This is a genomic window from Desulfosarcina sp., from assembly GCF_041551955.1.
Classification (GTDB): Bacteria; Desulfobacterota; Desulfobacteria; order Desulfobacterales; family Desulfosarcinaceae; genus Desulfosarcina.
This window is the reverse complement of record NZ_JBFELV010000384.1, coordinates 1-5,019: the sequence shown is the minus strand read 5'-3', so window position 1 is coordinate 5,019 and position 5,019 is coordinate 1. Positions and strand designations below refer to the sequence as shown.

The 5,019-nt window shown below is 55.0% G+C and carries 3 protein-coding genes; all 3 read left to right on the top strand.

The window, feature by feature from the left end:
• Positions 1–1,500, top strand: a 1,500-nt coding sequence (locus tag ABYV26_RS20685; protein ID WP_372683254.1) for an efflux RND transporter permease subunit, incomplete at its 5' end; no start/stop codon positions are given.
• 162 nt (positions 1,501–1,662) lie between these two features.
• Positions 1,663–2,865 carry a multidrug effflux MFS transporter gene (locus tag ABYV26_RS20680; protein ID WP_372683253.1) on the top strand — a complete coding sequence of 401 codons (1,203 nt, stop codon included), beginning with the start codon at positions 1,663–1,665 and terminating at the stop codon, positions 2,863–2,865.
• A 121-nt stretch (positions 2,866–2,986) separates the two neighbouring features.
• The gene (locus ABYV26_RS20675) at positions 2,987–4,951 is read left to right on the top strand and encodes a cation:proton antiporter (RefSeq protein WP_372683252.1); all 1,965 of its coding nucleotides are present in this window, start codon (positions 2,987–2,989) and stop codon (positions 4,949–4,951) included.
• Positions 4,952–5,019: the final 68 nt, after the last annotated feature.

Here is a 5,019-nt window from a genome sequence, read left to right as displayed (position 1 = left end):
GTGCTGATCGTCGTGCTCAGCTACGCCCTCAGCGGCCGCATCGGCATGATCCTGATGCCCCGGGTCGAGTCGGACCAGGCCGAGGTAACCGCTGTCCTTCCCGTGGGCAGTCCCATGGACAAGGTGGCGGCCGTTCAGGAAAAACTGTCCGCTGCCATGAATGCTGTGGCTAGTGAAAACGGCGGCGACCAGCTGCTCAAGGGGATCTTTTCCAGTGTCGATGAAAATCAGGTGAAAGTAAAAGCCTACCTGACCGATGCCGGGGTGCGCCCTTTGAACACCGGTGAAGTGACCCAGTTGTGGCGGGAAAAGCTCGGCCCTGTCGTCGGCCTGGAATCCATTCTCTTTGAGTCGGACGGCGGCGGGCCCGGCTCCGGGGCGTCCTTGACCGTTGAACTCTCCCATTCCGATATCCACGTGCTCGACCAGGCCAGTGCTGCCCTGGCCGAAGGCCTGGCCGGGTTTTCCAACGTCAAGGATATTGACGACGGCTACACACCGGGAAAACAGCAGCTGGACTTTTCCATCAAGCCCGAAGGGCAGAGCCTGGGCCTGACATCTGCCGAGGTGGCCCGTCAGGTGCGCAGCGCCTTCTCCGGTGCCGAGGCCCTCAGCCAGCAGCGCGGCCGCAACGAGGTGACCGTCCGTGTGCGGCTGCCCGAAAACGAGCGCACCAGCGAATACCATGTGGAGCATCTGATGATCCAGACCCCGGCGGGAATCTTTGTGCCGCTGGCCGAGATCGCCATGGTTGAGCGGGGACGGGCCTACACCAGCATCAGCCGCCGGGACGCCCGGCGCACGGTGACGGTGAGCGCCAACGTGGAACCCATGGGGGAAACCGGCCAGGTGCAGGCCGCCCTCAACAGCACCATTTTGCCCGAACTGGCCCGTGATTACCCTGGACTTACCTATGGCTACCAGGGGCGGCAGGCCGACATGCAAGAGAGCATGCAGAGCCTGATCGGCGGATTTGCTCTGTCCATGCTGGCGGTCTACTTCCTGTTGGCGATTCCCTTTCGCAGTTACAGTCAGCCGCTGATCGTCATGATCGCCATTCCGTTTGGCATCGTCGGTGCGGTACTCGGCCATTTGCTGATGGGATACAACCTCAGCCTGATGAGCATGATGGGAATCGTGGCCCTTGCCGGGGTGGTGGTCAACGATTCGCTGGTGCTCATCGATTACGCCAACCGGCAGCGGCGCGAAGGTATCGACCCGCTCGAAGCGATTCGCATTTCCGGCCTGCGCCGTTTTCGGCCCATTGTCCTGACCACCCTGACCACGTTCGGCGGTCTGGCGCCGATGATTTTCGAAACCTCCCGCCAGGCCCGGTTCATGATTCCCATGGCCCTGTCGCTGGGTTTCGGCATTCTCTTCGCCACGGTCATCACCTTGATTCTGGTGCCGTGCCTGTATCTGCTGATCGAAGACATGCACCAATGGGTGGGTCATGGCCGATCACAGGAGACAGCGCTGGACGCCATGCCTACTCAATAAAGGTCTCGAGCGGTTCCCGACAAGCTACCCATATCGGTTTGGAAAGCCAGGTTTTACTATCCAAAATGAATTCTTACGATATGTTGACGGTGAAGAAAAAGAAACGACGTGGAGCATCATTTACCATTACCATCATCTAATTTCTCAAGCGACAACTGGAATATGTCATACAAAAAAAGACCCTTTTTGCTGCTGGCGCTACTGGCAGCCTTCCCTCCCCTTTCGACCGATATGTACCTTCCCGCCATCCCCCTGCTTCAGCGCGCCTGGCAGCAGCCCCTGGCAATGGTCAACCTGACCCTGGTCGGTTTTTTTGTCAGCTACTGCGTCTTTCTGCTGTTCTATGGGCCGTTGTCGGATCGCTTCGGCCGGCGGCCGCTGTTGCTTGTCGGTATCGGCATCTTCATTCTTGCGAGCCTCCTGTGCGCCCTCGCGGACAATGTGGTCAGCCTGATTTTCTTCCGGGTGCTCCAGGCTGCAGGGGCAGCTTCTGCGTCGGCCCTTGCGTTGGCCATCAGCAAGGATGTCTACGACGTGCATGAACGGGAACGCATCCTGGCCTATATCGGCGTCATCATGGCCTTGGCACCCATGTTGGCGCCGGTCCTCGGCGGTTGGGTGCTGACCTGGTTCTCATGGCGGTGGGTGTTTGTGATCCAGGGTGCCATCGGCACGCTTGCCTGGATCGGCGTGTTTCGAATGCCGGAAACCCTTGAAACACCGGTGGCCACTGGCGCCCTCCAGACTGCCGGGATCTACCTTCAGCTCTTGAGCAACCGGAGATATATGGGTTTTGCACTGATGATGTCCCTGATGGTGCTGCCGCACTTTGCCTTCATCGGCGGATCGGCGGACATCTATATCACCCGATTGGGGCTGTCGGAGCAGGTATTCGGGTATTTTTTCGCCCTTAACGCGGCCGCGATTATGGTAGGTGCTTTTTCCTGCACACGGCTGCTGGGCCGGGTGGGCTCAAGGGGGCTGTTGACCGCCGGCTTTGCAGGAATTCTGGTCGGTGGGATTGGAATGATCGTGCGCTGGATACCTGGCCCCTGGGGACTGGCCCTGCCCATGGCAACTATTTCTTTCTCTTTCGGCCTCAGCCGACCTCCCAGCAACAACCTGGTGCTTGAACAAGTCGACCGGCATGTGGGGACAGCCTCCTCGCTCCTGATCTTCATCTATTTCATGCTGGGCGCTTTTGCCATGTGGTTGATTTCGCTGGACTGGACAGATAAAATCCACACCATCGGCATGTTAGGAACCGTGTCTGGGGGGGTCATACTGGGGATCTGGATTCTTCTTCCCCAGATAAAAGCCAAAATGCGAACCAAACTCTGCCCGAATGAGGGAAGCTGTTCATGACAGGGAGAAATTAAGACCCATCCGATTTGGGTTGACACGCCTCTGGCGTGTCATATATCGCATCATTTTTTTAATGCACTGGTTTTTATAAAAAAAAGGAACCCGATTGAAGGGAATATAGATGGGTATAGCAACCGATATCATCCTTCTCGTGGTAGCCGCATTTTTCTGTGGCTTGCTAATGCAACGGCTGGGTCAACCCCTCATCTTAGGATATATTGCAGCGGGGATTTTTCTTGGACCCCATACCGGAGGCCTGACGGTCTCGGAAATTCACGAGATAGAACTCCTTGCCGAGATCGGTATTGCCCTCCTGTTGTTTGCGCTTGGGCTTGAATTTTCTCTCAAGGACCTCAAGCCTGTCAAGATGGTTGCCTTGGTGGGAACCCCGATCCAGATGGCCCTCACCGTGGGGCTCGGTTCGGGGATCGGCCACCTCATGGGATTGGATTGGAAGTCCTCGCTCTGGCTCGGTGCGCTTGTCTCGCTTTCAAGTACAATGGTAATTCTAAAGACGCTGATGAATCAGGGCTGGCTGGGAACCCTTTCCAGCAAGGTGATGATCGGGATGCTCATCGTCCAGGATTTGGCTGTGGTACCGATGATGATTATCCTCCCACAACTGAACCATCCGGCCGTTGGATTACCGGCGCTTGGCTTTGCGGCCCTGAAGGCGGGGGGATTCATTACGGGAATGGTTTTGCTTGGAATGCGGCTGCTTCCTCGGTTGATGTCGCATATCGCCAAACTCGGTTCAAGGGAGCTTTTTTTGCTGGCGATTACCGCCATCGGGCTCGGCGTGGGCTATCTTACCTACCTTGCGGGGCTCTCCTTTGCCTTTGGCGCGTTTGTGGCAGGAATGGTCTTGAGCGAGTCGGATTATGGCCACCAGGCCTTGAGCGATATCATTCCACTGCGAGATCTTTTCGGCTTGCTGTTTTTTTCATCGGTCGGGATGCTCTTCGATCCATCATTTTTATTCAGCCATATTGGGGAAGTCATTTTTTTGGTCGTAACCGTATGCATTGGCAAAGGCCTTATTTTTGCCCTGGTATCCCGTGTTTTCAATTATCGTAATGTCATTCCGCTGGCCGTTGGATTGGGTCTTTTTCAAATTGGCGAGTTTTCCTTTGTCTTGGCCAGGGTAGGCCTGTCAACCGGCTCCATCGGCAACGACCTATACGCCCTGGTCTTGACCGCAGCAATTCTGTCCATGATACTCACGCCACTGATTTCAGGCCAAACAGCAAAAATCTATGCGCTCAAGCAGCGTTGGTTTCGCCATGAAATTCTGGAAACCTCCAACATTTCCGATCATGGCTATCGGGGACATGTCGTTATTGCGGGCGGCGGGAAAGTGGGTTTTCAGATTGCGCAAATTTTAAAGCGCCTGCATGTACCTTTTATCATCATCGAACTTGACCACAGGCGGTTTGAACAAGCCAAAGGATCTGGCATGTCCGTGGTCTACGGAGATGCCAGACAGGAGATTGTTCTTGAAGCCGCGGAAATCAAGACGGCATCGCTTCTCATTCTAACCATACCCAGTCTCGCGGTGACGCGATCAGCCATTGTTCAGTCGAAACGTCTAAATGGAGAGCTTGCAATCGTAGCGCGAATCCCCGGACCGGATTATTTCAATGAAATGAAAGATCTTGGGGTTTCGGCAGTCGTTCTCCCAGAATTTGAAGCGAGTTTAGAGATGACACGCCAGTCCCTTCTCCATCTAAAGATTCCTCCAACAGAAGTTCAAAGGCACACGGATAAATTTCGGCAGGAACTTTATGCCGCCTTGTTTGATTCGAACGACAGCTATCGAATACTTTCTCAACTCCGTGGGGCTGAGCAGCAGTTTGATCTGCAGTGGATTCGATTGTCCCAGGAAAGCAAGATGACAAGTCGATCCATTGGGGAAAGCGAGATCCGCAAAACCACGGGTGTTTCCATCGTTGGTGTTGTCCGGGACGGTCAATTAAAACCCAATCCCGACGCCAAGTTTGTTTTGATGGCCGAGGATTTAATCGCGGTCATAGGAAGCGAGGCAGATCGGAAGGCCTTTCTTCTTATGGCGGCATCGCCAGCTTGAAACAAGAGGAGGACAACCATGAAAAAAAAAGAGTTGCTACGGTGCATCTTTTCTTATTTTCTTTTTGT